Below are 25566 nucleotides of genomic sequence, written 5' to 3'. Positions count from 1 at the left end.
CTGAGTGTCGGCTACCGGTCCCGGCCATGGGCAAAGACGACCAGATCGCCTTCGAATCCGCGCTTTTCATGCGCGCCGCCGCGGTCGAGACCGAGCTGCGGCGGATCCTCGACGCGCGTCCGCTCACCAGTGAGATCGTGCGGCCGGAGCGCCTGATGGCGGCCATGCGCCATGGCGTGCTCAATGGCGGCAAGCGGCTGCGGCCATTTCTGGTCATGGAAAGTGCCGCGCTGTTTTCGGCCGATAGCGAGGCGGCGCTGCGCGTCGCCGCGGCGCTCGAATGCGTGCATTGCTACTCGCTCATCCATGACGACCTGCCTTCCATGGATGACGACGATTTGAGGCGCGGCCAGCCGACGGTGCACAGGGCCTTCGACGAGGCGACCGCGGTCCTCGCCGGCGACGCGTTGCTGACCTTGGCCTTCGACGTCGTCGCCGACGATGCGACCTTGCTGGCGGCGGAGCGCCGCGCCACTCTGGTCCTCGCCCTTGCCCGCGCGGCCGGTGCCGGCGGCATGGTCGGCGGCCAGATGCTGGACCTGGAAGCGGAGCGCGAACGGCCGGACGAGGCGGGGATCATCACGCTGCAGGCGATGAAGACCGGCGCGCTGATCCGCTTCGCCTGCGAAGCCGGCGCGATCGTCGCCGGCGCGCCTCCTGCCGACCGCGAGCGGCTGGCGGAGTTCGGCTCGGCGATCGGCCTTGCCTTCCAGCTCGCCGACGACCTGCTCGACCTGACCGCCGACGCAAAGCAGATGGGCAAAGCCACCAACAAGGATGCGGCCGCCGGCAAGGCGACGCTCGCAGCACTGCACGGTCCCGGCTGGGCGCGCGGCCAGCTCCACGGCCTCATCGACCAGGCGCATGCGCTGCTCGAGCCCTATGGCGAGCGGGCTGAGCTGCTCAAGCAAGCGGCGACCTTCGTGGCGACGCGCAACAGCTGAACTGTGGCGCGGCGGGCCCCATTGCCGAAACCGACAACAGCTCCGATTGTTCGCTATGTTCGAATACTGCTGTCGATGGCCGGGTGATTATCCGGCATCCGCAGCAGTCTATATCCGCTCCAGGACAACGAACGGACATCATCGGTCCGGTCGCTGACGCCTCCCCGGCCCTCCGTCCAGAGCCGTGAAATCCACCGGAAGGAACCTGGAAATGCCCTTTGCCAACTTCAAGATGCCCGAGGCCGCCCTCACAAAGGCGCAAAAGGAAGACCTCGTCCACAAGACCACGCAGATGTTCGTCGACTATTTCGGCGAAGGTGTACGCCCCCACACCATGGTGCTGATCGAGGAAGTTCCCGACGGAGGCTATGGCCGCGCCGACGAGGTCTTCATTCTTCCCGACGCCTACCGGGCCGAGGATAGTGCCTGACTTGAACCGGGCGAGTCGCTTGCCGAGCGGCACGCCCAACTTTCCGTGTCGGAGCCGACACTCGCTTTCCCTTGGATCAGCCCCGGTTCGGCAAGCTCCGCAGGAAATCGATCATCGCGGCGTTGACCTCGTCCGGGCGCTCCTGCTGGGTCCAATGCCCGCAGCCGGGCAGCATCAGCGTATCGCGGATTTGCGGGACGAAGTTCCTGAGATTGGCCAACAGTTGATCCATGCCGGGGAAGGCGACCACAAGGTCACGGTCGCCCGCTGCGTAGAGAGCGGGAACCTTGATCCGCGCGCCGGCAAAGGGCGCCATCAGTTCCCAGTTCCGGTCGATGTTGCGGTACCAGTTGAGACCTCCGGCAAAGCCGGTGCGCTGGAACTCGCCGGCGTAGAAATCGCTGTCGCTTTCGCTGAGCCAGTGCGGCAGACTTGCAGGAACCTCGGCGGCTTGCAGGAGCCCTCCGCAGTGCGGGACCATGGCAATTCTGGCGCCGCCCTCCGAAGCGTCTCCCGACACTGCGTAAAGCATGGCGCGCACCGTGGCCCGCGGGTCCCGTTCCAGCTCCGCCTCGGCAATGCCGGGTTGCTGGAAATAGAGCTGGTAGAACTGGGACTCCGCCGTTCGCGGCATGAGGCTGGTCGGACGCGCATTGCCGCGCGGCCGGAACGGAACGCTGAGGCCGATGACGGCATGGAAGCGGTCCGGCCGCAGCAGCGCGGCATGCCAGGCCACCACCGCACCCCAGTCGTGGCCGACGATGACAGCGCTGGGAACCTCGAGGGCGTCGAGAAGACCCACCATGTCGCCGACCAGATGAAAGAGTGTGTATTGGTCGATCGCTTCCGGCCGGTCGCTCTTGCCGTAGCCTCGCATGTCGGGGGCGACGGCACGGAAGCCCGCTGCTGCGAGCGCGCCCAGCTGATGCCGCCAGGAATACCAGGATTCAGGGAAGCCATGGCACAAAAGCACCACCGGCCCTTCGCCCTGCTCCGCGACATTGAGGCGGATGCCGTTGGTCTCAACTATCCGCTGTATAGGTTCGCTCACGGCCGCTTCTCATGATCGCGTTCCACCTCTGATCAATGGCGAAAGGCCAGACGCCGCAACGGGTGGCCGAGCCAGCGGGGTGCCAAGTTTTGGAGGCGCGCATCTTCCATTGACTGTCTCAGGGGCGGTCGCGGCAGTCAATATCCGACATGGTCACGTAGCGCCACGGCGTCCACCCACTTGAATAGTTCTGGCGATGCGCGTCCATTCGTGCAGGATCGCTGACTGACGAGGCGGGGAACCAATGCTTAAGCTGAAAGCCTGGCTGGCCGATTATTGGGTCATCGGTGCAGGGTTCATGGCAGCATCGCTCATAGCGGCCGCGCCGGTCTTATCGCTTCCGCTGCCGGTGTTCCTGATCTTCCTGCACAGCCCGTTTTACATGGTCCACCAGGTCGAAGAGCACGCCGGCGACCGATTCCGCAAATTCGCGAACGAGAATGTTTTCGGCGGCCGTGACGCCCTTACCGTCGCCTCGGTTCTCGTCATCAACCTGCCGTTTGTCTGGGGCATCAACCTGCTGGCTCTTTATGCGGCATTCCTGTGGGGACCCGCCTGGGGCCTGGTTGCCCCGTATGTCATGATCGTCAACGCGCTCGCGCACCTCGTCACATCGGCGCGGCTCGGCAAATACAATCCCGGCCTCGTCACCAGCGTCATTTTGTTTTTGCCGCTGAGCGTCGTCACGATCTGGATGATCGGCCGGACGGGAGGTCTTGTCCCGCAATTGATCGGCGCAGCTCTCGCGATCCTGCTTCACCTGGCGATCATTGCGGTCGTGGCCGCCCGATACCGCTCTCTCGTCGTCACCTCACAGCATCGGCGACGTCATCAGTCTTGATCATCGGCAAAACGGCCCTTTGTCCTCAACCGCACCACATTCGCGCTGGCCGGCTGTTCCGGCTCGGCGCTCTGCGCGGCGACTGCCATATCGGCCCGGGGCAGATAGATCGTCACCGTCGTGCCCTTGCCGACTTCGCTTTCAATTGTGACCGCGCCGCCGGACTGCTGCGCCAAGCCGTAGACCTGGGCGAGGCCGAGACCTGTACCCTTCTCGGGCCCTTTGGTCGTGAAGAACGGTTCGAAAACCTGCGGAAGCACGTCTGCCGCAATGCCGATGCCTGTGTCGGTCACCCGCAACGCGACGAATTCACCTTGCAGGCCGGCTGCGTTATCCTCGCTCGACAACAGCACGTTCTCCGCCGTTATCGTTACCAGGCCACCGTCTGGCATGGCGTCCCGCGCGTTGAAGGCAATGTTGACGAGACCAAGCTCCAGTTCGCCGGGGTCGACCTTGACTGGCCAGGTTTCGGGTCCGACAGCGGCGACCAATTTCACCGATTTGCGCATGGAGCCCGCTATCATTGCACGGACGGCTTCCACGCGCTCTGCCAGCGAGACGACCTCGGCGCGGGCAGCCTGCTTGCGCGAGAATGCCAGCAACTGGCGTGTCAATGCGGCGCCGCGCTGGAGTGCAAGTTCCACGGATTCGGTCGCGCGCTTCATTTCGGGATCGGCACCGACCTTCTTGCCCAGGCGAACAAAGCTTTCGACCACCGTCAGGAGGTTGTTGAAATCATGCACGATGCTGCCGGTCAGTTGGCCGAGCGCATCCATTTTCTGCGTATGAACGCGTTGCGCTTGCGCCTGCCGGCGTGCGATCTCAGCATCGCGTCGATCGGTGATGTCGCGCGTGATCTTGGCGAAACCGATCAGCTCTCCCCGCTCGTCGCGGATCGGATCGATCACGACATTCGCCCAGAACAGCGTCCCGTCCTTACGGACGCGATGGCCCTCGGTCTCGAAGCGTCCATCCCGTGTTGCCGTATAGAGCGCGCGGCCAGGTAAACCGGCGGCGCGGTCGTGCTCCGTGTAAAACCGGGAGAAGTGCTGACCGATGATTTCCTCGGCCGCATAGCCCTTGATGCGCTCCGCACCGGCATTCCAACTGGTCACCAGCCCATTTGGATCAAGCATGAAGAGCGCATAGTCGGTCACGCCGCTCACCAGAAGGCGGAACTGGCGCTCGCTTTGGCGCAAGGCTTCGTGCGCCGCACGGCGTTCGGTGATGTCGCGCGTGACCTTGGCGAATCCTTGGAGTCGGCCTGCGTCGTTGTGGATCGGGGTAACGACAACGGATGCCCAGAAACGGCTGCCATCCTTGCGTACGCGCCAACCCTCGCCTTCATATCGTCCGTTCTGCACGGCTGCTTCGAGGACCCGAAGCGGCGTGCCTTTTGCGCGTTCTTCACGAGTATAGAATTTGGAAAAATGCTGGCCCACGATTTCCTCGGCAGCGTAGCCTTTCAGCCGCTCGGCGCCGGCGTTCCAATTGGTGACCACGCCGCTTGGATCGAGCATGTAGATGGCATAGTCGGTCACCCCGTCGACAAGGATGCGGAAGCGCCGCTCGCTCTGCAGCAGCGACTCATGCGCGGCGACGCGCTCGGTGATGTCTCGCGTGATCTTCGCGTAACCCAAAAGAACGCCGTTGCGGTCCAGTACCCGTTGAACAAGGCCGCTCGACCAGAACCTGGTTCCGTCCTTGCGCACCCGCCATCCTTCGGCCTCGTATCTTCCCTCCGCCTTTGCCGCGGCAAGCATCCTGCTCGGAACCCCATTCGCCTGATCTTCGACTGTGAAAAATCGGGAAAAATGCTGCCCCAGGATTTCCGAAGCCGCGTAGCCCTTTATCTTCTCGGCGCCGGCATTCCAGCTGGTGATGAAGCCATCTGCATCAAGGGTGTAGATCGCGTAGTCGGCGACAGCGTCGATGAAGAGTTCGAGGCGGCGGCTGTCGGAAAGGTGTTGCGCGTCGGCTGTGGTCAGTGGCATTGTCGAACCCGCATTACGCTCGCATCAGGCAGTTCGTCCGGTGACGCGTCTGCAACATAAGCGTGCCTATCCTGCATAGCAACGAGCTTGGATCAATGGCGACATATTCATCCGCTCTCGCAGCCAATCTCAGAAACCCAGGTTATTTGTACAGCTTTGCTCCGGAAAACGAGCCTGGAGATGACGAGGAAAATCCCGTCTCTCACGAACTCGGCTCTGCCGAGCATGACGAACTCCCGTATAGGGTCGAGTTGTGGAACGCCGCCAAGAACGGTGTCGAACAAGTCCTCGCCGTCACGGCAAATGCCAGCATCGGCTACGCTGCCTATTACGCAGCGACGCGTGAGCACCCGGACCGCTACGTCACCTTGCGGCACAAGAACAATTTCGTTTCGAGATGGAACGGTCCGGCGAATTAGGCAGGGGCCTGTCTATGACACGGAGCGCCAACTCTTCCCGTTCGGCCGAAGCGCTGCCCTATCGTATCGAACTCTGGCACGCCGACAGCCATGAGGTCATCGAACGGGTTCTCGCACGCGCCGTTACAGCCCAGCTTGCCCGCGCCATTTTTCAAGCCGCAAGGGACGAGCATCCTCGACGGCGGATCACGCTGCGCAAGGGAAACCGTATCCTCTCCGATACGACGGATTGACGATCTGCCGTCCGGTTTCAAAGCGCTGTCCGGAGGTCCAGTGCGCTAGGCCTGTCTGTCGCGGACAGCGATACGTCGCCTTTGTCAGAAGCTGCGACAAGGCCACCCTCCTCCAACGAAATCTTAATGTAAATCAAGCGTAATCCCGACCATTAAAATTGTGCGTATGTGTTGGGGTTGCGCATGCCGGAATATTCTTCCTTCCTCCGGTCGATCCGGATCCGCTACATTTCGGGATTGCTTGTCTTCGCGCTGGCCTCGGCCGCCGTCATGTTCGCGCTCAACCGTGTGAATTCGTACCGCCACGAGGTCGATGCTCTCAGCGGCAATTTCGTCATCTTCGCCCGCGACCTGCGCAACGCCACCAATTTCGCCGAGACCACCGGCACCGCCTGGCGCAGCGAGACGCGCGATGCGTTGGCGACCGCCGCGCGCGGCCATTCCGAACGCCTGATGGGCGAGATCGGGATCCTGAACGCCCAGCTTGCCGCGATCAGGCCGCGCCTGTCGAACAACACCGTCAACGCGCTGGACACCGCTTCGGTCAATGATGACCTGTTCTGGTCGGCGCGCGATATGGTGCGCAACTTCAACTTGATGGCAGTCGCCCAGAAGGTCGACGAGTGGAGCTACCGCGAGATCCGTAACCAGAATGACCTTTTCGCCCAGCCGATGCTGGTGAAGGTGCGCACCGCGCTCGACGAGGAGCGCCGCCTCGCCGATGCTTCCAGCGACCGGCTGCTCCTGTGGGCGAGCGGCCTGCTGTTCGCTGTGCTCGCTATCGCGGCGTTTCTGATCTTCCGGCCGATGGAGAATGCGATCCGCCGCGCCTTCGCCGAGACCGCCGCATCTTTGTTCAAGGCCGAGGCCGCCGACCGCGCCAAATCCGAATTCCTTGCCAATATGAGCCATGAGATCCGCACGCCGATGAACGGCGTGCTCGGCATGGCCGAGCTGCTCGCCAAGACGGAGCTGACGCCGCGCCAGAAGACCTTCACCGACGTCATCGTCAAATCCGGCAACGCGCTGCTCACCATCATCAACGACATCCTCGATTTCTCGAAGATCAATGCCGGCCAGCTGACGCTCGACCCCGCCCCCTTCCGCCTGGCGGAGGCGGTCGAGGATGTGGCGACCCTGGTGTCGGCGCGCGTTGCCGAAAAGAACCTCGAGCTCATCGTGCGCGTCGACCCGCGCCTGCCGGCCTTCGTCGTTGGCGATGCCGGGCGCTTCCGCCAGATCGTCACCAACCTGCTCGGCAACGCAGTGAAGTTCACCGAGAAGGGCCATGTCCTGATCGATGTCGGCGGCGACGTCGTCGACGGTGTGGTCCAGCTCAAGGTCCGCGTCGAGGACACCGGCATCGGCATCCCGGCCGAAAAACTGCAAAGCGTGTTCGAGAAATTCGCCCAGGTCGACGGCTCCTCGACCCGCCGCCATGAAGGCACCGGCCTTGGCCTTGCGATCGGCGCCCGGCTTGTCGACCTGATGGGCGGCAAGATCGGCGTCGAAAGCGAGATCGGCCGCGGCTCCGTGTTCTGGTTCGCCGTGCCGCTGCCGGCGCATAGCCAGCAGGCGCGTGACGAGCTGGTGCCGGTCGATGTCACCGGCGCCCGTGTGCTGGTCATCGACGACAATCCGGTCAACCGCGAGATCCTGCTGGAGCAGCTCAGAAGCTGGAGCTTCGACTGCGCGGCCGCCGAAAGCGGCGCGGTCGGCCTCGCTTTCCTCGACCGCGCCTGCCAGCTCGGCGCCTCGGTCGACTGCATCATCCTCGATTACCAGATGCCCGGCATGAACGGCGCCGACGTCGCCAGAGCCATCGCCGCCGACAGCCGCCTCTCCTCCATCCCCGTCGTGCTGCTCACCTCGGTCGACCAGGTCGATTTCGGCCGCATGGTGATCGATTTCGGCATCGTCGCGCATCTCACCAAGCCGGCGCGTTCGGCGGTGCTGCTGGGCACCGTGATCGCCGCCATCCAGAAGGCGCGCACGCAAGGCGCCAAGGCGCATTTCGTGCGCGAGCCGGTCGCAGCCCAGGCGGCCCCGCCAGCCTTCACCGTCATCCGCGGCCCGGCCGTGCCGGTCCCGGCGGCACCGGAATCGACGGCAGCGCCGAGCGGCCCGATCGATATCCTGATCGCCGAGGACAATGACGTGAACCAGCTGGTCTTCGGCCAGATCCTCAACGGTTTTGGCCTCAGCTATCGCATAGCCGGCAATGGTCGGACGGCTGTCGAGATGTACCGCTCGTTGCGCCCGCGCCTGGTGCTGATGGACGTCTCCATGCCGGAGATGAACGGTTATGAGGCGACGCGCGCCATCCGCGCCATCGAAGAGCAGAACGGCGATCACACGCCGATCATCGGCGTCACCGCGCATGCGCTAAAGGGCGACCGTGAAAAATGCATCGAGGCAGGCATGGACGACTATCTGCCGAAACCGGTCTCGCCCGACCGCCTCGGCGCCAAGATCGGCACCTGGCTCAGCGAGACCGTGGCGGCGAAGACGGCTTAAGCGTCAGGCGCCAGGTGCGTTCGGCGGCCACCGCCGAGTTCCTTCGCGCCCCCTCTGCCCTGCCGGGCATCTCCCTCACTTGGGGGGAGATCGGCAGTTCCGGCGCTTCGTCCGTCCGTTGGAGATTGGCGAAAGCAAACGTGACGGCCAATCTCCCCCTTGTGGGGAAGATGTCCGGCAGGACAGAGGGGGGGCGCTGTTCGGCCGACTCTGAACCAGCTCTTTTCGAGCCTTCAGCCCCGCCGGAACGGATACAGGAATTGCCGCCAATAGCCTTTCGGCACCGGATGGCCGTGAATGCCATAGCCCTTCGGCCACCGTCCCTCGGGCAGATGGTAGGTGCCGAATAGCCGGTCGAGCAGCGGAAAATGGATGGCGAAGTTGACGTCGATTGCCTCTTTCTCGAGCCCGTGATGCCAATGATGGAAGCGCGGTGACACCAGCACCTTTTCCGCCGGACCGAAGCTCGTTCCGATGTTGGAATGGATGAAGGACGAATAGACGTAGACGATCAGGATATAGGTCTGGATCGCCGATTCATCGAAGCCCAACACGAACATCGGCGTCGCCGTCAGGCTGCGCAGCACGATGATTTCCAGGAAATGCATCCGCGCGCCGGCGATCCAGTCCATCGACTTGGCTGAATGATGCACGGCGTGGAAATTCCACAGGAATGGGATGCGATGGAAGGCGCGGTGCACCCAATATTGGGCGAGATCGGTCAGGAACATCACCGCCAGCAGCTGCACGATCCAAGGCAGGTCGTGGACCCAGGCGCGCACCGACCCAAGACCGCCTTGCGCATTGACGAAATTGGACGGCGCGAGCGTCAGGTAGGTCAATATTTGCACCAGCAGCGACGAGACCAAATAGTAGAACAGGTCCTCGCGCCATTCGTCGCGGAACACGGTCTGGCCCTTGCTGCGGGCAAAAATGCGCTCGAGCGGAACGAATAAAACCCCCATGAACAGGGCGTTCAGGATGAAGAAGTCGAGACCGAAGAACACCCCCTCGATCCGCAACTCGTGACGCACCGGCAGCATGCCGACGAGCGAGGCCAACAGCACGGTGACCATCGCCGCCACGCCAAGGGTCTTTTCCCTGCGCAGCATCATGCTCAGAATGGCCAGGATGTAGCCGGAGATAAGCACGAAATAGAGGACCGGCTTGAAGAACAGCATCTGGTGGATCGGAGCCAGGTCCGGCATCGAGGTCAGCGATGGATAGCGCAACACGATGACCATCAAGAGGGCGGTGATGCCCGCAAGCAATGCGATCGAGCCGGACAGCCAGCCGGACCCGAATGGCCGCTTGGCGCGCGGCGTCTCGAGTTCGCCGACAACCTTTTTTAGGAAATTCTCCTCCGGCATGATGCTCCCCCTCATAAGATCATGAATAAAAATGGGCCCTGGAAATACTGAACCCGCCCTTACTATGGCAAAGCGCATTAAGATTTGAACACCCCCGCCCTGACAAGCGGATTCTCGTCGCAACATTAGCAATTGGCTATCGGCGTTGTTGACGGCCGGGAAGCTCGCGTCCCCGCCAGGAATGCAAGTCGCTACAATTTAAATCGCTGCTGGATGAGGCGGGCGCATTCGCCGGCATCAGCCGGCTGGTGTCGAGCTCAAGGTCGTAGGCGACACCCGGTGCACGCGTTCGAATTGCCAGCGGGCAAGTCCGGGCAGTCGGTCTGCACGCCGGCTTTCGCGCGTTTCGAGCACCTCTTGCGGCCCCCTGTCCTGGCGTTGCGTCACCGATTGCGCAACACCACGCAGGCGCCGCCGACGCTTTGCAGCTTGTCGCAGATACCGTTGGCCTCGCCGCGCGAGTCGGCGCCGATCCTGACCGCGTAGATGCCGCGCCGGCCGATCGGCGTGCGAACCCGGCTCACCACCGGATCACGGCTGGCGAGCAAAGCCGGGAACCGGCCCCTGACCCGCAGCCACTGGCCTATCGCCGCCGAGCGGCGGAAATTGCCCGCCACCTGCACGCCCCACGGCTTCACGTTGATCGAAGCCATGGCGACGGTCCGCGACATGATCACCGGCAGCCTGCGGCAGGCAAGCGCGAAGCTCATCTTCGGGTCGAGCGGCTGGACGGTGCCGGCATAGGACCTGTCCGAGAACTTATCCACGGGCTCGCCCATAACGTCGAAGACATAGCTTTCCGTCTCCATTGGCAGGAAGCCGCCCGAGCTCAGCCAGCGCGACACGCGGTTCTCGCCGGCATTGTAGGCCGCGGCCGCGAGCCCGAGATTGCCATAGCTGACCTTCATCTCGGCGAGATATTTCGCCGAGGCCGGGATGGCCTGCCCGATGTCGAAGGGATCGGCGAGCCCGCGCATCTTCGCGGTGCCCGGCATGAATTGCGCGATGCCTTCGGCGCCGACCGGGCTCACCGCGCCCGGATCGAAGCGGCTCTCCTTCCAGATCAGCCGGGCGAAGAAATCCTTGGGCAGGCCGTTCTGTTGGGCCTGGGTCTCGATCAGATCGCAGACGCGGGAAATCAGGCGCTTGGCGGCCGACTTCGACTGCGGCGGATCGGCGAATGCCTGGGCGGCCGGGCTCAGCACGAAAAACAAGAGCAGCGTTGCCTTTAGGAAACGCCGCATCGGTTCATTCCGCGGCGGCTTTGCCGTGTCCGTACCGCTGCTCGATATAGTCGCCGACCATCTTCTCGAAATCCTGCGCGATCGAAGGGCCGCGCAGCGTCGCAGCCTTCTTGCCGTCGATGAAGACAGGCGCCGTCGGCGTCTCGCCGGTGCCGGGCAGCGATATGCCGATGTCGGCGTGCTTGGATTCGCCGGGACCGTTGACGATGCAGCCCATCACCGCGACCTTGAGGTTCTCGACGCCGGGATATTTCTCGCGCCATACTGGCATGTTCTTGCGGATATCGGCCTGGATGCTCTGGGCAAGTTCCTGGAACACAGTGGAGGTGGTGCGGCCGCAGCCGGGGCAGGCCGCGACAATCGGCACGAACTGCCGGAAGCCCATGGTCTGCAGAAGTTCTTGCGACACCTGCACCTCGCGCGTGCGGTCGCCATTCGGCTCCGGCGTCAGCGAAATACGGATCGTGTCGCCGATGCCCTGCTGCAAGAGGATGCCCATCGCCGCGGAAGAAGCGACAATGCCCTTGGTGCCCATGCCGGCTTCGGTGAGGCCCAGATGCAGCGCATGATCGGAGCGGGTGGCAAGCTCGGTGTAGACGGCGATCAGGTCCTGCACACCGCTGACCTTGGCCGACAGGATGATCTTTTCGCGGCCAAGCCCGATCTCTTCCGCCATCTCGGCCGACAGGATCGCCGACTGTACGATCGCCTCGCGCGTGACTTCCTGCGCGGTGAGCGGCGAGCCCTTCGCCTGGTTGTCGTCCATCAGCCGGGTCAAAAGCTCCTGGTCGAGCGATCCCCAATTGACGCCGATGCGTACCGGTTTGTCATATCTGATCGCCATCTCGACGATCGCGGCGAACTGGCGGTCCTTCTTGTCCTTGAAGCCGACATTGCCCGGATTGATGCGGTATTTGGCCAGCGCTTCGGCGCAGGCCGGATGATCGGCGAGCAGCTTGTGCCCGATATAGTGGAAGTCGCCGACCAGCGGCACATCGATGCCGAGCCGCAACAGCCGCTCATGGATGCGCGGAACCGCCGCCGCGCTCTCGTCGCGGTCGACCGTGATGCGCACGATCTCGGAGCCGGCACGATGCAGCGCCGCGACCTGGGCGATGGTCTGGTCGACATCGGCGGTATCGGTGTTGGTCATCGATTGCACGACGACCGGTGCGCCGCCGCCGACCATCACGCCGCCGACCGATACGCCGACCGACCGGCGACGCGGGAAGGGAGAAGAAAAATATCCGGTCATGCCGGTCGCCTTCATTTGGGAGTTTCGGCATGAGGTGGCGGAGCAAAGATGGCTTGTCAATGGCAAGCGGCGAGCCAGCCTGCAAATCGGCTAGAGCCGTGCGGGAAATAACAACCGGTCCGACCGCAAGATTTGCGGCCAGCTTTCCGTCAACTTCAGTTAAAAGCACCGACCCGGTGGCATTTCTTGCCACCGGAAATTCACCGCAGCGGGTTGCGATGATGGTGCCTGGAAGAGCTTCAGTGTGTCGTCGGACTAGCTTTCAGCTTTTCAATCTCGTCCTTGATTGCCAGCTTGCGTCGCTTGAGATTCACGATTTCGAGGTCGTCGACCGAAGGATGGTTCATCGCATCGGTGAGCTCGCGCTCGATATCACCGTGTTTCCGCTGCAACTCGTCAAGATGGGATGCAAGAGACATGAATGGTTCTCCCTTTCATGGTTTCCTCGATTGCAGCCGTCGCAGGAGCCTCCACCGCAGGTTGCGACTGTGACGGCACCATGACAGTTTGCCACCAACCGATCTCGATGTCGAATGCCACGTGGTAGCATTCCACGACAAAGTGAAATGTGGTAAGGGCTGCGCGCCGGTCACAAACCCGCAAGTCACGGCCCCGCCCAAACAGCCCGATTGGGCGATGCATACGCAGACGGTAGATAATGTCCGAACAGGAACAGGCTGAAATACGCCTCGAATATTCCCGGCTCAAACAAGAACACGCCGATTTCGACGCCGCCATCAACGCGATGATCGCCACCGGCTGCGACCCGCTTCAGATCCAGCGCATGAAGAAGAAGAAGCTGATGCTGAAAGACCGGCTGTCGGCGCTGGAAGACCGCATCATTCCCGACATCATTGCCTGAGCGGATCGCCCCGCGCCGTCAAGAGATCGATAGCCGTGCCGCGCGTTCGCGCAGCAGCCCGAGAAGTTCGCCGGTCCGTTCTTCGGACGTGTCGATCGGCACCACAAGGCACATGGTCGCTTCGACCTTGCCTGGCGCAGAGAACACCGGCGCCGCAAGGCATTTTGTGTAGGCATCGACCAGGCCTGACGTGACGCAATAGCCGGTGATGCGCGCCCGCGCGATATCGTCGATGAAATCGTCGAGTTCGAGCTTGCGGCCGTCCGGCAGCACGAGGTCGTCTCGCGTGACCATAGCTTCGATCCCGCCGCGGTCGAGGCCGGCAAGCAGCAGCCGGCCGGAAGCAGTCCAGGGCAGCGGGATCTGCAGGCCGGTGGCCGAACTGATGCGGAATGGCCTGGTGCCCGGGCTCGAATGGACGATCGTGTAGCGGCCGCTCTGCAGCATGCAGAGTTCGGAGGTCTCGCCGGTCTCGCGCGACAGCGTGTCGACCTCCTGGCGGCCGCGCCTGAGCAGGTCGTTGCCGCGCATATAAGCCATTCCATAGAGATAGAGCTTCTTGCCGAAATAGACGCGGTTGCCGTCGCCAGCCATTTCCAGCAGCCCGGCTTCGACCAACTCGCGCACCAGCGTATAGGTCGTCGAGCGCGGCGCATTGAGCCCTTTGGCCAGGTCGCCGATGCCGATCGCACGCTGGTTGGCGTGCAGGAATTCCAGGATGTTCAAGGCCCTGTTGAGCCCCTTCTCGCGCGAGCCCGCCGGCCGCTCTTCATCCGCACCGTCGCTTGGCCACTCGGTCAGCGTTTCACTCTCTTGCATTGTCGATTCCTAGTGCTAGTATCTGTCTTGTACAGGATACACACGTCTCTTGTAAGAGACAATCGCTGATTGCGACGCGTATCTCTGCTGCATTGGGGAACACACCATCAAAGGAGGTCGCCGTGAACGACACATCCGGCAGACGTGATTTTCTGAAACTGGGAATGGCGGGGCTGGCCACCGCCGGCGCGCTCACCGCCATCAGCGCCGAGAAGGCGGCGGCGCAAGCCGCGTCCGACAGCGTGCTGCGCACTGCGCTCGATCGCGGCAAGCTGATCGTCGGCACCGGCAGCACCAACGCGCCGTGGCATTTCGAGAACGATGCCGGCGAGCTGGTCGGTATGGACATCACCATGGGCCGCATCCTTGCCAAGGGCCTCTTCGACGACCCGACCAAGGTCGAGTTCGTCATGCAGGATCCGGCGCAGCGCATTCCGAACGTGACGACCAACAAGGTCGACATCACCATCCAGTTCATGACCATGACGGCGCAGCGCTCGCAGCTGATCCACTTCTCGCGGCCATATTACGTCGAAGGCGTCGCGCTGCTGACGCTGCCTGGCTCCGAGAACAAGACCTTCGACAAGCTCCTGGCGAACGGTGCCAACACCCGCATCTCGATCCTGCAGAATGTCGACGCCGAAAGCTCGGTGCATTTTGCCTTGCCGCAGGCGCAGGTGCTGCAGATCGATACCCAGGCGAACGTTCTGCAGGCGTTGGAATCCAAGCGCGCCGATGCCGCCGCTGTCGATCTGTCGACGGTGCGCTGGCTCGCCTCGCGCAATCCCGACAAGTATTTCGACGCCGGCAAGAGCTGGTACTCGATGCTTTACGGCGCTGCGGTCCGGCAAGGCGACCTCGACTGGCTGACCTTCGTCAACCAGACCTTCACCATCGCCATGTTCGGCCATGAGACGGCGCTCTACGATGCCGCCTTCAAAGAATATTTCGGTCAGGAGCCGCCGCCGCGCCATCCGGGCTTCCCGGTCATCTGACGCGCCACACAACCAACCGGCGGAAGGGCGGGGCAACCGTTCTTCCGCCTGTTCTCCTCACACCGCCCATGCGAATGATGAATGCTACGTTCACCGCGGGCCATTGAGACGGACGCATGGGCTATACGCTCAATTTCAACCTGATCTGGCGGCATTTCGACAAGCTGTGGGGCGGCTTGCTGCTCAGCCTCGAGCTTGCCGTCATCTCGATCGCCATCGGCATCGTCATCGGCTTGGTGCTGGCCGTCTGGTATGTCTCGGCCGGACGCGTGGTGCGCGCCATCATCGCCGCCTATGTCGAATTCATCCGCAACGTACCGCTGATCCTGTTGGTCTATTTGGTCTTCTACGGCCTGCCGACGGTCGTCGACCTTGCCTACAGCGCCCCTACTTCGTTTGTCCTGACGCTATCGGTCTATAGCGGCGCCTATCTCGTCGAGGTGTTCCGCTCGGGCCTGGAGGCGGTGCCGCGCGGTCAGCTCGACGCCGGCAAGGCGATCGGCCTTACCCCATGGCAGCGCCTGATCCACGTACGCCTGCCGACGATGCTGCGCATCACGCTGCCGGCACTGTCCAACACCTTCATCTCCCTGTTCAAGGACACCTCGATCGCCTCGGTGATCTCGGTCCCCGAGCTCACCTACGGCGCCCAGTGGATCAACTTCAACACGTTCCGCATCGTCGAGGTCTATCTGGTGACGACGGCGATGTATCTGGTGACCGGCTACACCTTGCTGTTTGCGCTGCGGCTGGTCGAACGCCGGTTCAGGGCGGCGCGCTGAGATGCTGAGCCAGATCCTCTACGCCCTGCCGTTTCTTGCCGAAGGCTTCGCCGTGACCTTATGGGTCTCGCTGCTGGTCGTGGTCCTGTCCTTGATCGCCGGGGTCCTGCTGGGGGTCGGCCTGGTCTACGGCCCAGCACCGCTGCGTTGGGCGGTGCGCATCTTCTCGGACACCATCCGCGGCATCCCGATCCTGGTGCTGATGTTCTTCGTCTATTACGGCCTGCCCGCGGTCGGCGTGCACCTTCAGTCCTTCTGGGCAGCGGTGCTGGCGCTGACCTTGTTCAAGACGGCGCAGGTCGTCGAATATCTGCGCGGCGCCGTCGCCTCGATCCCGAAAGGCCAGTCGGAAGCGGCGATGGCGATCGGCCTCACCTTCCGCCAGCGCCTCACCTCGGTGATCTTCCCGCAGGCCTTCCGCCGCTTCCTGCCGCCTTGGATCAACGGCGTCACCGATGCCGTGAAGGGCAGCGCGCTGGTTTCGCTGCTCGGCATCACCGATCTGATGCAGGCGATCAACCAGGTCATCGGCCGCACCTATGAGGCGATGCCGCTCTATATCCTCGGCGCTCTCATCTATTTCGCCGTCAATTATGCGCTTTCCTATGCCAGCCGGCGGCTGGAACGGCGCTTCGCTTTCATCCGGGATTAAGTGATGGCCAGTTCGAACGACAACCCAGCGCTTCTCGACATTGCCGAGGTCTCGAAATCCTTCGGCTCGGTCAGTGTGCTGCGCTCGGTCAGCTTGCAGGTGGCGAAGGGCGAGGTGGTGACCATTATCGGCCCTTCGGGCAGCGGCAAGACCACGCTGCTGCGCTGCGTCAACTTCCTCGAAAGCTATGACAGCGGCTCGATTCGCATCGACGGGAAGGAGGTCGGCTTTCGCGACGGCGGCGCGCGCCAGCGGCGCAGCGAACGCGATTTGGCCGCCATGCGCGCCGAGACCGGCATGGTGTTCCAGAGCTTCAACCTCTTCCCGCATCTGACCGCCGCCGGCAACATTATGCTCGGCCTGACCAAGGTGCGCGGCAAGAGCAAGACGGAGGCGCGCTCGATCGCCGAGCATTGGCTGAGCCGCGTCGGCCTCGCCCACAAGGCAGACAGCCTGCCCGCCGAACTTTCGGGTGGCCAGCAGCAGCGAGTCGGCATTGCCCGCGCAGTCGCCATGGAGCCCAAAATCCTGCTGCTCGACGAGATCACCTCGGCGCTCGACCCGGAGCTCGTCGGAGAGGTGCTGGCGGTGGTCCGCAGCCTCGCCGAAGACGGGATGACCATGGTGATGGTCACGCACGAGATGGCCTTCGCCCGCGATGCCTCCAGCCGCATCGTCTTCATGGCCGATGGCGGTGTCTCGGCCGTCGGTCCGCCGAAAGAAGTGCTCGCGGCGGAAACGACCAACGAGCGCCTCCGCGCATTTCTGGCGCGTTTCCGCGCCTCGCATTTCTGAAAGCGGATGGCCTCGGCCTTCCAGGGAGTACCCTTCCATGTCGCCTTACATACGGCTCGCCGAGCTTGGCCTGACGTTGCCGGAGCCGCCGACGCCCATCGCCAATTTCGTCACCCATGCCGAGAGCGGCCGGCTGATCTTTCTTTCGGGACAGGGGCCGCTGCGTGCCGACGGCACGCTTTGCACCGGCAAGGTCGGCGATGACGTGACCGTGGATCAGGCCTATGAGCATGCCCGCCTCACCGGCCTCAATTTGCTCGCCGTCATGCATGCCGCGGCGGGCGATCTCGGCCGCATCGTGCGCGTCGTCAAGCTGCTCGGCTTCGTCAATGCCACGCCGACCTTCAGCGACCACCCCAAAGTGGTCAATGGCTGCTCGGATCTCTTCGCCGATGTTTTCGACAAGCTTGGCGGCCATGCTCGCTCGGCCATCGGCGTCGGCTCGCTGCCACGCAATATCACTGTCGAAATCGAAGCGGTCGTGGAGATCGCCGCCTGACTTAACGGAGTCCACTCACATGAAGACCTATTCCGATACCGGCTCCAACACCACCATCCGCGAGCGGCTGGGCTTGAGGCCAATCATCAATGTCTCGGGCACGATGACGGCGCTGGGCGCCTCGATCATCGTTCCCGAAGCGATCAGCGCCATGGCCGAGATCGCTTCGCAATGGGTGGAGATGGACGATTTGCAGCGCGCCGCGAGCGCGGTGGTCGCACGCCTCACCGGCGGCGAGGCCGGCTTCATCACCGCCTGCTGCGCCTCGGGCATCACCATGGCCATCGCCGGCGCAATGACAGGCACCAATCTTCTCGCGATCGAACGCCTGCCGGACGACACCGAAGGGCTGAAGTCCGAGGTCGTCATCCAGCTCGGCCACATCGTCAACTATGGCGCGCCCATCGACCAGTCGATCCGCGTCGCCGGCGCCAAGGTCATTCCGGCGGGCACCGTCAGCGTCACCCAGGACTATCACGTGCGCGAAGCGATCAATGAACGGACGGCGGCGGCTCTCTACGTCGTCGCCCACCACACCGTGCAATACGGCATGCTCTCGCTGGAGGAATTCTGCGAGATCTGTCATGCCAAGAACATTCCAGTGATCGTTGATGCCGCGTCCGAATATGACCTGCGCAGCTTCCTGGCGCGCGGCGCCGACATCATCGTCTATAGTGGCCACAAATTCCTTTCGGGCCCGACCAGCGGCATCCTCACCGGCCGCAAGGACCTGGTACGCGCCGCCTACCTGCAGAACCGCGGCGTTGCGCGCGCCATGAAGGTCGGCAAGGAAAGCATCGCGGGCACCATGGCGGCGCTCGACGCCTGGGAGAAACGCGACCATGCCGGCATCCGCCGGCGCGAGGAGGCGGCGCTCAATCTGTGGAAGGATTCACTTCAAGGCATCCCCGGCATCGGTGCTGAGATCATTCCCGACCCGACCAACAATCCACTCGACCGCCTGCAGGTCTTCGTGCGCCCGGAAAGCCGCTTCACCGCCGCAGGCCTCGCTTCCGCTTTGGCTGCCGGCTCGCCGCCGGTTATCGTCCGCAATCACGAGGTCGAGCGGGGCCATTTCTTCCTCGACCCCTGCAATTTGCATCCCGGCGAGGCGGAGATCGTCGCCAAGCAGCTGCGCGCCGTGTTGACGGCCAAGGAGCGTCCGGCCGATGCGATGAAAATCGCGCGCAAGGACTCCTCGGGCTCTTTGCGTTGGCCGGACTAGCTCGGTGCGCATTCGCCACATCCTTGCGGCTGTCGGCGAATTCCGCTAAGGCGCGCCTTTGCCGCCGGGAGCGAAGCCTTGACCGATCAGCGTGCCGACGTCGCCATCATCATGGGCAGCCAGTCCGACTGGACGACGATGCGCCAGGCCGCGGAAACGTTGGAAGCGCTGGGCATCCCGCACAAGCGGCTGATCGTCTCCGCCCACCGCACGCCCGACCGCCTCTATGAGTTCGCCAAGGGCGCCAAGGCCGCCGGTTACAAGGTGATCATCGCCGGCGCCGGCGGAGCGGCGCATCTGCCCGGCATGACGGCGGCGATGACGCCGCTGCCCGTCTTCGGCGTTCCGGTGGAATCCAAGGCGCTTTCGGGCCAGGACTCGCTGCTTTCCATCGTGCAGATGCCGGCCGGCATCCCGGTCGGCACTTTGGCGATCGGCAAGGCGGGCGCCGCCAATGCAGCACTTCTCGCAGCGGCGGTGCTGGCGCTGAGTGATGAAAAACTCGCTACCCGGCTCGACGCCTGGCGCGCGGCGCAGACCGCCAAGGTCGCCGCCGAGCCGACGGACACGCCGTGAGCCTGGCGCCCGGATCGACCATCGGCATCATCGGCGGCGGCCAGCTCGGCCGCATGCTGGCGATGGCCGCGGCGCGCCTCGGTTATCGCATCGTCGTGTTAGAGCCCCTGCCCGACTGCCCGGCCGCCCAGGTCGCCAACCGGCAGATCGTCGCCGCCTACGACGATCCGGCAGCGCTTGCCGAACTGGCCAGTGCCAGCGCCGTCGTCACTTACGAATTCGAGAACGTCCCGGTCGCCGCGGCGCAAACGCTGGCGGCAACGGTCCCAGTCTATCCGCCGGCCCGCGCGCTCGAAGTCGCGCAGGATCGCCTCACCGAAAAGAGCTTTCTCAACGGCATCGGCATCCCGACGGCGGAGTTCTGCTCGGTCGACAATGACGATCAACTGACCGAGGCCCTCAAAACGTTCAACGGCAGCGGCGTGCTGAAGACCCGCCGCATGGGCTATGACGGCAAGGGCCAGCGCGTCTTCCGCAACATGCAGACCGGCGGCTTTGCCGGCACCTGCGAGGCGATGGGCAATGTGCCGCTGATCCTGGAATCGCTGGTCGCCTTCGAGCGCGAGATTTCGGTGATCGCCGCGCGTGGGCTCGACGGCTCGGTCGCCGTCTTCGATCCGACCGAAAACGTCCACCGGGAAGGCATATTGCGCAGCTCCACTTTGCCGGCGGCCATTCGTCCGGAGACGGAAGCCGCCGCCAAGGATGCCGCTTCGAAAATTCTTTCCGCGCTCGGCTATGTCGGCGTCATCGGCGTCGAGTTCTTCGTGCTGGCCGACGGCGCGCTTCTGGCCAACGAGCTGGCGCCGCGCGTGCACAATTCCGGCCACTGGACCGAGGCCGCCTGCGTCGTCTCGCAGTTCGAGCAGCATATCCGCGCCGTCGCCGGCCTGCCGCTGGGTTCGCCCGCCCGGCATTTTGACTGCGTGATGGAAAACCTGATCGGCGACGACATGCTGAAAGTGCCGGCGCTGGCGGCTGAGCCCGACCTGATGTTGCATCTCTACGGCAAGGCCGAGTCGCGTCCCGGCCGCAAGATGGGCCATTTCACGCGGATTCGACGCAGGGGCTGAGCCCGCGCCCCAGGGTGTGTTGAGATTCAGGTCAGGCCAAGCCGAAAATGGTGGCTTTCGAGAACCGGAGCGGAGCGGACATTTGGGTCCGTGAGCACCGGAGCGCAGAAAACCATCATTTGCAGGCTGGCATCACCTGAATATCAGCACACCCTACTGTATGCCCTGGTCGTCGTCCCCCTCTGAGCCGGCGCAGCTCGGATCGCTCAGCTTGCAGTTGGCGCCGGAGGTGAGCTGCTTGATGCGCTCGTTGGTGAGCTTGGTCAGGCATTGCGAAACCTCCATCGGGTGGATGGAGCCACCCTCGCTGTCGGCGGTCGAATAGGCGCACTCAGCGTCGCGAAAAGCGATCCAGGCGCGTTGCGCCGTCTGCAGCAGCTTGTTCGAGGCCTGATCGTTGCTGCTGACGATGTTCTTGTACGCGGCATTGAGCTTGGCATCGGCCGCCTGACAGTCGGCATCGGCGCAAATGTTCAGCATCGACTGGCTGTCGTCATTGCGGTCGCAGTCCTCGGCAAAGGCTGCCGGAGCCGTCGCGAGCAAGGCAAGACAGGCAGGCAAAAGCAGGCGGCGCATGTGCAATCTCCGGTCGTTTCGGCGAGACCGCACCATCCCAGCCGCCCTTTAGTCGCGCAATGCCGTGTTGCCGGATGGCGAATATTTGATCTGCCGGCCCACTTGTGGCATTCGGGGCACGCGCACGTGGTTGACACGGGCAAGGCACCTCGTTTATGAGCCACGCAAGTTCAAAGGCGCGCTTTTTCCGGGCGCGCCTTTAAAATTCGGCCCGGGACGGGCCCTGACCGAACAGGCAAGACCATGAAGATCAAGAATTCGCTCAAGGCGCTCAAGGCGCGTCACCGCGACAACCGGCTGGTTCGCCGCAAGGGACGCATCTACATCATCAACAAGACCGCTCCGCGTTACAAGGCGCGCCAGGGCTGAGGCTTGAGCGCAGCTTGCTGTCGCTTGCTGCGCGGCGTCCTCGCCGCGCTGGTGTCGATTGCCGGTTCGCCGGCGCTCTCACGCTAAAATCGCTTTGACGATCCGCCGTCCGGGACTAGATTCCGGCGATGCGGATTCGTTTTGCATTTTTCGCCGCCCTTATGCTCTCCGGCACAGTTTTGCCTGCAGGGGCAGAGACGGTGCCAGGCGCGCTGCCGCCAGATGCCGCGCCGCCCGCCACAACACCGCCGCCCGCCGCTCCGACCAGGCAGGGCCGCCTTGACCAGCTCTTCGCCGAGTTGAAGCGCGAGCGCAATGAAAAGGCCGCCGAGCGCATCGCCGGCCGCATCTGGAACGAGTGGAACCAGTCGGGCAGTGCCTCGATCGACCTGATGATGCAATGGGCGCAAAAAGCGACGGAAGACCAGAAATTCGACGTCGCCCTCGACTTCCTCGACCAGGTCGTGACCTTGCAGCCCGACTATGCCGAAGGCTGGAACCGCCGGGCCACCGTGCATTTCCTGATGAAGAATTACGGGAAGTCGATGGCCGACATCGACCGCACCTTGCAGCTCGAGCCGCGCCATTTCGGCGCGCTTTCGGGCCTCGCCCAGATCATGGCCGAGACCGGCCACAAGCAGTCGGCGCTGGAGGCCTGGCAAAAGGTGCTGGCGATCTACCCGATGATGCGCAGCGCCCAGAACCAGGTCTCGACGCTCTCGGAAGAGCTGGCCGGCGAGGGGATTTAGGCAGTAGGAATTGGGCAGTAGGCAATAGGAAAGAGAGCAACCTACTGCCTACTGCCTACTGCCTACTGCCTACTGCCTACTGCCTACTGCCTACTGCCTACTGCCTACTGCCTACTGCCCTACTGCCCTACTCCCCTACTCCCCTACTCCCCTCATGAATCTCATCTGCGCCGCCCTCCTCTTCCTCGTTGCTCTCCTCTTTGCCTTCGCCGGCGTCACCCGCGCCGGCGTCTGGCTGGTCGAGCGGCGCAGCCCGCCTATCGGCGCCTTCGCCGAGATCGATGGCGCGCGCATCCATTACGTCCATATCCCGGCGCCCGCCGGCGCCGACCTGCCGCCGGTCGTCTTCATCCATGGCGCCAGCGCCAATCTCAAGGACCAGATGCTGCCGCTGAAGCCCCTCCTCGAGGGTCGCGCCGAAATGCTTTTCCTGGACCGCCCGGGGCTCGGCTGGTCGGAGCGCGGAGACAATGAGACGTTGGCGAAGCAGGCGGATACCATTGCCGCGCTGATGGACCGGCTGGGAATCCGCGACGCAGTCATCGTCGCCCATTCCTTCGGCGGCGCGATCACCACGGCCTTCGCCCGTCAGCATCCGGAAAAAACGCTTGGCCTCGTCTTCCTTTCGCCCGCCACGCATCCCTGGCCGGGCGGCGCGACCGCCTGGTACTACAAGCTCACGGCCACGCCGGCGATCGGCTGGCTGTTTTCCGAAACGCTCGCCTATCCGGCCGGCATGCTGCAGATCGGCGGCGCGACGTCTTGCGTCTTCTCGCCGAACGCTGTGCCGGACTCCTACGTCGACAATGCCTCGATCCCGCTGGTGCTGCGGCCGTCCGCCTTCCGCGCCAACGCCCGCGATGTCGCCCAGCTCTACGACTATGTCCGCGCCGCCTCGCCTGGCTATCGCGCAATCAAGGCGCCGACGGTCGTCATCTCGGGCGATCGCGACAAGGTGGTCTACGCGACAATCCATTCCATCGGCGTGGAACGCGACATTCCCGGCGCCGAGCTGGTCTGGATCCACAATCTCGGCCACAAGCCGGACTGGATCGCGCCCGACCTCGTGGTCGGCGCCATTGCGAAAGTGGCCGGCGCGCCGATCGATTTGCAGGCGATGACTAAAACAGTGGGAGGCCGGATCGCCGGCGATGCGCAAGGCGCCGGTAGATGTCCTGAGCTCCGGGTGCCAGACGCAGAACTCGCGCCGGGCTGAACTCGGAGGTTCAAGCACCAAGGGCGTGTTGAGATTCGGGGCAGGCCGGCCTCACCCGAATATCGACTACGCCCTAGTGAGTCTCCGATCCCACATACGCAATCCGCAGCATATTGGTCGAGCCGGGCGTCCTCAGCGGCACGCCGGCCGTGATGATGACGCGATCGCCCGGCTTGCCGAAGCCTTCCTCCAGCGCGATGCGGCAGGCCCGGTCGACCATGTCGTCAAGGTCGGTCGCGTCCGGCGAGACGACACAATGCGTGCCCCACAAGAGCGACAGCCGGCGCGCCGTGTTGACGATCGGCGACAACGCCACGATCGGCACCTGCGGGCGCTCGCGCGCGGCGCGCAGACCGGTGGTGCCCGACGCGGTGTAGGAGATGATCGCCGACAGTTTCAGCGTCTCGGCGATCTCGCGCGCGGCCAGCGAGATGGCGTCTGCGCCGGTGGCTTCCGGCTCCGAGCGCTGCGCATTGATGATGCCGGCATAGGTCGGGTCGGTTTCGACCTTGGTGGCAATGCGGTTCATCATGGCGACCGCCTCGACCGGATAGGCGCCGGCTGCGGATTCGGCCGAAAGCATGATCGCATCCGCGCCTTCGAAGACGGCGATCGACACGTCGGAGACCTCGGCGCGGGTCGGCACGGGCGCTGTGATCATCGATTCCAGCATCTGCGTGGCGATCACCACCGGCTTGCCGGCGCGGCGCGCCGCGCGCGTGATCTGCTTCTGGATGCCGGGCACGGCTTCGAGCGGCATCTCGACGCCGAGATCGCCGCGGGCGACCATCAGCGCGTCGGAGAGCTCGATGATCTCAGGAAGTCGGGCCACCGCCTGCGGCTTCTCGATCTTGGCCATGATCAGCGCGCGGCCGCGCGCGATCTTGCGGGCCTCCGCCAGGTCCTCCGGCCGCTGCACGAAGGACAGCGCCACCCAGTCGACGCCGGTGGCAAGAACCGCGTCGAGATCGGCACGGTCCTTCTCGGTCAGCGCGCCGACCGGCAGGTCGGTGTCGGGCAGGCTGACGCCCTTCTTGTCGGAAATGCCCGAGCCGGCGACGACCGTGCAGGTGATCGATTTGCCGTCGCTCTTCAGCGCCTTCAGCTCCAGCTTGCCGTCGTCGATCAAAAGACGGTGACCGGCCTCGACCGAACTCAGGATTTCGGGATGCGGCAGATATACCCGCTTCGACGTGCCGGCTTCGGGATTATCGTCGAGCGTGAAAGTCTGGCCAACAGCCAGCGCTTCCTTGACGTTGGCGAACTTGCCGACCCTGAGCTTCGGGCCCTGCAGGTCGGCCAGGATGCCGATCGGCCGGCCGACGGCCGCCTCGACCGCGCGGATGCGGCCGACCAGCGTGCGCATCAGCTCGTGGTCGGTATGGCTCATATTGATGCGGAAGACATCTGCGCCCGCTTCGAAGAGCTTTCTCAGCATCTCCTCGGAGGAGGAAGCCGGACCGATGGTGGCGAGGATCTTGACCTTGCGGCTACGTCTCATTGACTGTTTGTTCCCGGAGCGGGGGTCGCTGGCGCGCCTCCCGTTGCGGGCTCGTCGGTCAGCTGGACCATCCAGCTGGCCTGCTCGCCCGTGTCATATTCCTGAAATCCGGCGCGTTGGAAGCCCCGGGCGACGCAATCATTCACGCCGGCTATCTTGAACTCTTTTTCGGCGACGCACATGTTGATCGGGCCGTCCCAGCGCCCGCCACGTTCGGCGTCTTCTGCATAAAGATAGTAAAACCTTGATGACAGCGGACCCTCGATCAGCGTCTTGCAGGTCGATCCTTCGATGTGCCACCAGCCCTCGGTGATCCAGCCGGCCTTGGCGCGATAGCCGATGCCGACGCCCACCAGATTTTGCGTCGCGTTGCAAACGCGGAAGTCGGCCCGGGCCGGCGAGGTCGCGGTTATCGCGAAAAAACCCGCGCCGACGATCAGCAACGGCACGGCCAGGCGCTTGCGCAACCGACCGGCAAAACCCATCGCAGATCCCCTTGCGAACCACATTTGCATCTCTCGAAGCCCTTTTCAGCAAACTCCGGGCGCATGTCAACGCGCCGTTTTGTTCAATTCCAAT

The 25566-nt window shown here is 63.8% G+C and carries 29 protein-coding genes; 18 read left to right on the top strand and 11 right to left on the bottom strand.

Annotated elements, in window-relative coordinates; translation table 11 throughout:
- Positions 1–26 precede the first annotated feature (26 nt).
- The gene (locus LB525_RS17735) at positions 27–944 is read left to right on the top strand and encodes a polyprenyl synthetase family protein (RefSeq protein WP_411971032.1); all 918 of its coding nucleotides are present in this window, start codon (positions 27–29) and stop codon (positions 942–944) included.
- Between the two features lie 211 nt (positions 945–1155).
- Complete coding sequence (locus LB525_RS17730; protein WP_095767338.1) at positions 1156–1374, top strand: tautomerase family protein; 219 nt, start codon at positions 1156–1158, stop codon at positions 1372–1374.
- A 76-nt stretch (positions 1375–1450) separates the two neighbouring features.
- Here the strand turns inward: LB525_RS17730 and LB525_RS17725 are convergent, their stop codons facing one another.
- Positions 1451–2425 (bottom strand): alpha/beta fold hydrolase, encoded by a 975-nt coding sequence (locus LB525_RS17725; protein WP_224545570.1) that lies wholly within the window; start codon positions 2423–2425, stop codon positions 1451–1453.
- A 244-nt stretch (positions 2426–2669) separates the two neighbouring features.
- Between LB525_RS17725 and LB525_RS17720 the strand changes: the two genes are divergently transcribed.
- The gene (locus LB525_RS17720; protein WP_224545569.1) at positions 2670–3266 is read left to right on the top strand and encodes an HXXEE domain-containing protein; all 597 of its coding nucleotides are present in this window, start codon (positions 2670–2672) and stop codon (positions 3264–3266) included.
- Here the strand turns inward: LB525_RS17720 and LB525_RS17715 are convergent.
- On the bottom strand, positions 3257–5260 hold the full coding sequence (locus LB525_RS17715; protein WP_224545568.1) for a PAS domain-containing sensor histidine kinase: 2004 nt from the start codon (positions 5258–5260) through the stop codon (positions 3257–3259). The genes LB525_RS17720 and LB525_RS17715 overlap by 10 nt on opposite strands.
- Positions 5261–5355: 95 nt before the next feature.
- Here LB525_RS17715 and LB525_RS17710 point away from each other — a divergent pair, with 95 nt between their 5' ends.
- From LB525_RS17710 to LB525_RS17700, 3 genes are all read left to right on the top strand, one after another.
- Positions 5356–5679, top strand: coding sequence for a hypothetical protein (locus tag LB525_RS17710; protein ID WP_224545567.1), 324 nt, complete (start codon positions 5356–5358; stop codon positions 5677–5679).
- A gap of 14 nt (positions 5680–5693) precedes the next feature.
- Positions 5694–5912, top strand: coding sequence for a hypothetical protein (locus LB525_RS17705; RefSeq protein ID WP_224545566.1), 219 nt, complete (start codon positions 5694–5696; stop codon positions 5910–5912).
- A gap of 183 nt (positions 5913–6095) precedes the next feature.
- Complete coding sequence (locus LB525_RS17700; RefSeq protein ID WP_224545565.1) at positions 6096–8429, top strand: response regulator; 2334 nt, start codon at positions 6096–6098, stop codon at positions 8427–8429.
- A gap of 233 nt (positions 8430–8662) precedes the next feature.
- Here the strand turns inward: LB525_RS17700 and LB525_RS17695 are convergent, their stop codons facing one another.
- The 5 genes from LB525_RS17695 to LB525_RS17675 form a co-directional block, all read right to left on the bottom strand.
- Positions 8663–9799, bottom strand: coding sequence for a sterol desaturase family protein (locus LB525_RS17695; protein ID WP_224545564.1), 1137 nt, complete (start codon positions 9797–9799; stop codon positions 8663–8665).
- A 237-nt stretch (positions 9800–10036) separates the two neighbouring features.
- Positions 10037–10153: a hypothetical protein gene (locus LB525_RS17690; protein WP_224545660.1), complete on the bottom strand. Its 117-nt coding sequence runs from the start codon at positions 10151–10153 to the stop codon at positions 10037–10039.
- Between the two features lie 29 nt (positions 10154–10182).
- The gene (locus tag LB525_RS17685; RefSeq protein ID WP_224545563.1) at positions 10183–11043 is read right to left on the bottom strand and encodes a lytic transglycosylase domain-containing protein; all 861 of its coding nucleotides are present in this window, start codon (positions 11041–11043) and stop codon (positions 10183–10185) included.
- A 4-nt stretch (positions 11044–11047) separates the two neighbouring features.
- Complete coding sequence (gene ispG / locus LB525_RS17680) at positions 11048–12298, bottom strand: flavodoxin-dependent (E)-4-hydroxy-3-methylbut-2-enyl-diphosphate synthase (protein WP_224545562.1); 1251 nt, start codon at positions 12296–12298, stop codon at positions 11048–11050.
- A gap of 239 nt (positions 12299–12537) precedes the next feature.
- Positions 12538–12717: a YdcH family protein gene (locus LB525_RS17675; protein ID WP_042641511.1), complete on the bottom strand. Its 180-nt coding sequence runs from the start codon at positions 12715–12717 to the stop codon at positions 12538–12540.
- A gap of 239 nt (positions 12718–12956) precedes the next feature.
- Here LB525_RS17675 and LB525_RS17670 point away from each other — a divergent pair, with 239 nt between their 5' ends.
- Complete coding sequence (locus LB525_RS17670) at positions 12957–13160, top strand: YdcH family protein (RefSeq protein ID WP_040985243.1); 204 nt, start codon at positions 12957–12959, stop codon at positions 13158–13160.
- Between the two features lie 18 nt (positions 13161–13178).
- Here the strand turns inward: LB525_RS17670 and LB525_RS17665 are convergent, their stop codons facing one another.
- Entirely contained in the window at positions 13179–13979 is an 801-nt protein-coding gene (locus LB525_RS17665) for an IclR family transcriptional regulator (RefSeq protein ID WP_224545561.1), read from the bottom strand.
- 122 nt (positions 13980–14101) lie between these two features.
- On the opposite strand from LB525_RS17665, the gene LB525_RS17660 reads away from it, so the two are divergent.
- The 8 genes from LB525_RS17660 (at position 14102) to LB525_RS17625 (ending at position 20576) form a co-directional block, all read left to right on the top strand.
- Positions 14102–14974, top strand: coding sequence for a transporter substrate-binding domain-containing protein (locus LB525_RS17660; RefSeq protein ID WP_411966407.1), 873 nt, complete (start codon positions 14102–14104; stop codon positions 14972–14974).
- A gap of 116 nt (positions 14975–15090) precedes the next feature.
- The gene (locus LB525_RS17655) at positions 15091–15756 is read left to right on the top strand and encodes an amino acid ABC transporter permease (RefSeq protein ID WP_140841553.1); all 666 of its coding nucleotides are present in this window, start codon (positions 15091–15093) and stop codon (positions 15754–15756) included.
- Between the two features lies 1 nt (position 15757).
- Positions 15758–16408, top strand: a complete 651-nt coding sequence (locus tag LB525_RS17650; protein ID WP_224545560.1) for an amino acid ABC transporter permease — start codon at positions 15758–15760, stop codon at positions 16406–16408.
- Positions 16409–16411: 3 nt separating this feature from the next.
- Positions 16412–17203 (top strand): amino acid ABC transporter ATP-binding protein, encoded by a 792-nt coding sequence (locus LB525_RS17645; protein ID WP_224545559.1) that lies wholly within the window; start codon positions 16412–16414, stop codon positions 17201–17203.
- A gap of 37 nt (positions 17204–17240) precedes the next feature.
- Positions 17241–17702, top strand: coding sequence for a RidA family protein (locus LB525_RS17640; RefSeq protein ID WP_140841559.1), 462 nt, complete (start codon positions 17241–17243; stop codon positions 17700–17702).
- Between the two features lie 19 nt (positions 17703–17721).
- Complete coding sequence (locus tag LB525_RS17635; RefSeq protein WP_224545558.1) at positions 17722–18927, top strand: aminotransferase class V-fold PLP-dependent enzyme; 1206 nt, start codon at positions 17722–17724, stop codon at positions 18925–18927.
- Positions 18928–19005: 78 nt separating this feature from the next.
- A complete protein-coding gene (purE, locus tag LB525_RS17630; RefSeq protein WP_224545557.1) occupies positions 19006–19503 on the top strand; it encodes a 5-(carboxyamino)imidazole ribonucleotide mutase in 498 nt (165 codons plus the stop codon).
- Complete coding sequence (locus LB525_RS17625; protein ID WP_224545556.1) at positions 19500–20576, top strand: 5-(carboxyamino)imidazole ribonucleotide synthase; 1077 nt, start codon at positions 19500–19502, stop codon at positions 20574–20576. Before purE ends, LB525_RS17625 begins: the two co-directional genes overlap by 4 nt.
- Before the next feature lie 153 nt (positions 20577–20729).
- On the opposite strand, the gene LB525_RS17620 is transcribed toward LB525_RS17625, so the two are convergent.
- Positions 20730–21152 carry a lysozyme inhibitor LprI family protein gene (locus LB525_RS17620; protein WP_224545555.1) on the bottom strand — a complete coding sequence of 141 codons (423 nt, stop codon included), beginning with the start codon at positions 21150–21152 and terminating at the stop codon, positions 20730–20732.
- A 243-nt stretch (positions 21153–21395) separates the two neighbouring features.
- On the opposite strand from LB525_RS17620, the gene ykgO reads away from it, so the two are divergent.
- The 3 genes from ykgO (at position 21396) to LB525_RS17605 (ending at position 23486) form a co-directional block, all read left to right on the top strand.
- On the top strand, positions 21396–21521 hold the full coding sequence (ykgO, locus tag LB525_RS17615; RefSeq protein ID WP_040974291.1) for a type B 50S ribosomal protein L36: 126 nt from the start codon (positions 21396–21398) through the stop codon (positions 21519–21521).
- A 128-nt stretch (positions 21522–21649) separates the two neighbouring features.
- Positions 21650–22270: a hypothetical protein gene (locus tag LB525_RS17610; RefSeq protein ID WP_224545554.1), complete on the top strand. Its 621-nt coding sequence runs from the start codon at positions 21650–21652 to the stop codon at positions 22268–22270.
- Between the two features lie 154 nt (positions 22271–22424).
- The gene (locus LB525_RS17605; RefSeq protein ID WP_224545553.1) at positions 22425–23486 is read left to right on the top strand and encodes an alpha/beta fold hydrolase; all 1062 of its coding nucleotides are present in this window, start codon (positions 22425–22427) and stop codon (positions 23484–23486) included.
- Positions 23487–23559: 73 nt separating this feature from the next.
- Here LB525_RS17605 and pyk read toward each other — a convergent pair whose 3' ends face one another.
- On the bottom strand, positions 23560–24987 hold the full coding sequence (pyk, locus tag LB525_RS17600) for a pyruvate kinase (protein ID WP_095767318.1): 1428 nt from the start codon (positions 24985–24987) through the stop codon (positions 23560–23562).
- The gene (locus LB525_RS17595; protein ID WP_224545552.1) at positions 24984–25472 is read right to left on the bottom strand and encodes a DUF1036 domain-containing protein; all 489 of its coding nucleotides are present in this window, start codon (positions 25470–25472) and stop codon (positions 24984–24986) included. Before LB525_RS17595 ends, pyk begins: the two co-directional genes overlap by 4 nt.
- Positions 25473–25566 lie beyond the last annotated feature (94 nt).

It is taken from the genome of Mesorhizobium sp. CA16, from assembly GCF_020165175.1.
GTDB lineage: Bacteria > Pseudomonadota > Alphaproteobacteria > Rhizobiales > Rhizobiaceae > Mesorhizobium.
The sequence above is the reverse complement of the archived record's forward strand: the minus strand, read 5'-3'. Positions and strand labels throughout refer to the sequence as shown.

Bases quoted from the DNA above. Each gene is read 5' to 3' on its own strand.
- LB525_RS17640 (WP_140841559.1), top strand. From the start codon at position 17,241: ATGTCGCCTTACATACGGCTCGCCGAGCTTGGCCTGACGTTGCCGGAG.
- ispG (WP_224545562.1), bottom strand. From the start codon at position 12,298: ATGACCGGATATTTTTCTTCTCCCTTCCCGCGTCGCCGGTCGGTCGGC.
- LB525_RS17610 (WP_224545554.1), top strand. From the start codon at position 21,650: ATGCGGATTCGTTTTGCATTTTTCGCCGCCCTTATGCTCTCCGGCACA.
- LB525_RS17655 (WP_140841553.1), top strand. From the start codon at position 15,091: ATGGGCTATACGCTCAATTTCAACCTGATCTGGCGGCATTTCGACAAG.
- ykgO (WP_040974291.1), top strand. From the start codon at position 21,396: ATGAAGATCAAGAATTCGCTCAAGGCGCTCAAGGCGCGTCACCGCGAC.
- LB525_RS17730 (WP_095767338.1), top strand. From the start codon at position 1,156: ATGCCCTTTGCCAACTTCAAGATGCCCGAGGCCGCCCTCACAAAGGCG.
- LB525_RS17705 (WP_224545566.1), top strand. From the start codon at position 5,694: ATGACACGGAGCGCCAACTCTTCCCGTTCGGCCGAAGCGCTGCCCTAT.
- LB525_RS17595 (WP_224545552.1), bottom strand. From the start codon at position 25,472: ATGGGTTTTGCCGGTCGGTTGCGCAAGCGCCTGGCCGTGCCGTTGCTG.
- LB525_RS17670 (WP_040985243.1), top strand. From the start codon at position 12,957: ATGTCCGAACAGGAACAGGCTGAAATACGCCTCGAATATTCCCGGCTC.
- LB525_RS17645 (WP_224545559.1), top strand. From the start codon at position 16,412: ATGGCCAGTTCGAACGACAACCCAGCGCTTCTCGACATTGCCGAGGTC.
- LB525_RS17685 (WP_224545563.1), bottom strand. From the start codon at position 11,043: ATGCGGCGTTTCCTAAAGGCAACGCTGCTCTTGTTTTTCGTGCTGAGC.
- LB525_RS17715 (WP_224545568.1), bottom strand. From the start codon at position 5,260: ATGCCACTGACCACAGCCGACGCGCAACACCTTTCCGACAGCCGCCGC.
- LB525_RS17675 (WP_042641511.1), bottom strand. From the start codon at position 12,717: ATGTCTCTTGCATCCCATCTTGACGAGTTGCAGCGGAAACACGGTGAT.
- pyk (WP_095767318.1), bottom strand. From the start codon at position 24,987: ATGAGACGTAGCCGCAAGGTCAAGATCCTCGCCACCATCGGTCCGGCT.
- LB525_RS17620 (WP_224545555.1), bottom strand. From the start codon at position 21,152: ATGCGCCGCCTGCTTTTGCCTGCCTGTCTTGCCTTGCTCGCGACGGCT.
- LB525_RS17635 (WP_224545558.1), top strand. From the start codon at position 17,722: ATGAAGACCTATTCCGATACCGGCTCCAACACCACCATCCGCGAGCGG.
- LB525_RS17665 (WP_224545561.1), bottom strand. From the start codon at position 13,979: ATGCAAGAGAGTGAAACGCTGACCGAGTGGCCAAGCGACGGTGCGGAT.
- LB525_RS17650 (WP_224545560.1), top strand. From the start codon at position 15,758: ATGCTGAGCCAGATCCTCTACGCCCTGCCGTTTCTTGCCGAAGGCTTC.
- LB525_RS17735 (WP_411971032.1), top strand. From the start codon at position 27: ATGGGCAAAGACGACCAGATCGCCTTCGAATCCGCGCTTTTCATGCGC.
- LB525_RS17700 (WP_224545565.1), top strand. From the start codon at position 6,096: ATGCCGGAATATTCTTCCTTCCTCCGGTCGATCCGGATCCGCTACATT.
- LB525_RS17695 (WP_224545564.1), bottom strand. From the start codon at position 9,799: ATGCCGGAGGAGAATTTCCTAAAAAAGGTTGTCGGCGAACTCGAGACG.
- LB525_RS17605 (WP_224545553.1), top strand. From the start codon at position 22,425: ATGAATCTCATCTGCGCCGCCCTCCTCTTCCTCGTTGCTCTCCTCTTT.
- LB525_RS17720 (WP_224545569.1), top strand. From the start codon at position 2,670: ATGCTTAAGCTGAAAGCCTGGCTGGCCGATTATTGGGTCATCGGTGCA.
- LB525_RS17710 (WP_224545567.1), top strand. From the start codon at position 5,356: ATGGCGACATATTCATCCGCTCTCGCAGCCAATCTCAGAAACCCAGGT.